The following is a 1,361-nucleotide window of genomic DNA, read 5'->3' on the forward strand; positions in this document are numbered from 1 at the left end:
GATCCCCGCAGTTGTGCACGGCCGTGCATCACCGACATCCGTCGCAGGCGGTCTCGTCACGACGATCGTGGCGGCGATGGTGATGGCGATGGCGGTCGTGGTTATGGGTACGGGCACAGCTTGAGTAGTCGCTTGTACTCGTCATCAGATGGAGGCGTAGAGTTGCGGGGGATCAGGACTTCTCCGTATGGATCGAAGATTGCCCCATCGAGGAAGGCCTGTTCCGAGGGCCGCTGAGCTATCGCGTAGCCTTGGGACTCCAGGCAGTCTGCGAGCGAGACCAGAGCGTGATACAGCTTCTTCTTCTGTGCGGTCGTCTGCTCGGGCGGTTTGTCGTACCCAAACTCCGCCTCGCATTTGGCGCGGGCCTTCCGGAAGACGCTCAACTGATCGCTCGGTACCGCGGATTTGATGTCACCGTCCTCCGTGATCGAAACGTCGAAGCCGGCCTCTTGCAGGCACGCCTTCATGTTCTTCCCGAAGTCTGGATCGATGGCGCTCAATTCGCCGGGTGTGTAGCTGGGCGAAGGGCGAGGGTTGTCCGAACTGGCACATCCTGACATGGACAACACAGAAGCGGCCGCGAGTACGGCGAGACAGATACCCACTCCCTCGCGTGACACGGTAGCGCGAGGCGAGGTCAAGCTCGAGCGTCTGGCTGGTGAGAGCCGCATGGCAGTCATCATGCCACGCTCATCCGTCCTCGGTGAGCACCACCCCGAGCTTTTCGAAAGACCACGCGTTCGCCGTGATGGTGGGCGTCAGTCAGGTGTAGTAGTACCAGGTGGTCACCGAGTCCCAACTGCAGAGCGTGATCTTGCGGGTCTTGTACTCAGAACCGAATTGGAACGCGCCGTCGTTCTCGATCGTGGGCGCGGACCAGCAATACCAGTTGATGTGGATTGTACCCTTGCAAGTCGCGGTCGCCGCGTTGGCCGAGACCGAGAAGTAGGTACATGACCCAGCAGCGTTTGCAGGGGCCGCGCCAACCAGGAGCCCGCCAGCCGCCAACGCCACCGCAGCTCCGAACGCCGCGATCTTTCTTTTCAAGCTCATGTCGATGCCTCCGTACGAATCCTCAGATAGCTGGGAAAACGCTGTGTATTATCTATACACGTCCTGGATATCAGCATCTCGACGCGCTGTCAAGGGTGTCTAAGCCGGCTCGGCCCGCACAAGACCCTCGACCTGGTCTACACCGGCCGGCTGATGAGCGGCGACGAGGCCGTCGCCTCGGGTCTGTTCTCGCGGGCGTTCCCCGACGACCAGGTGCAGGATGCCGCATCCGCCGCTGCCCGGGCCGCCGCCGCCGGCGCGACCGCCGCGTTCCTGGCGAGCAAGATGATCGTCGCCCGGGTGCG

The 1,361-nt window shown here is 62.3% G+C and carries 2 protein-coding genes; both read right to left on the bottom strand.

Features of this window, described 5'->3' with window-relative positions; all coding sequences use genetic code 11:
* Nucleotides 1-101: 101 nt before the first annotated feature.
* Entirely contained in the window at nucleotides 102-503 is a 402-nt protein-coding gene (locus tag H577_RS0112670; protein ID WP_156876656.1) for a hypothetical protein, read from the bottom strand.
* Between the two features lie 262 nt (nucleotides 504-765).
* Nucleotides 766-1,056 carry a hypothetical protein gene (locus H577_RS17735; protein ID WP_156876657.1) on the bottom strand — a complete coding sequence of 97 codons (291 nt, stop codon included), beginning with the start codon at nucleotides 1,054-1,056 and terminating at the stop codon, nucleotides 766-768.
* Nucleotides 1,057-1,361 lie beyond the last annotated feature (305 nt).

Source organism: Microbacterium luticocti DSM 19459 (genome assembly GCF_000422405.1).
In the GTDB taxonomy this organism is placed as follows: Bacteria; Actinomycetota; Actinomycetes; order Actinomycetales; family Microbacteriaceae; genus Microbacterium; species Microbacterium luticocti.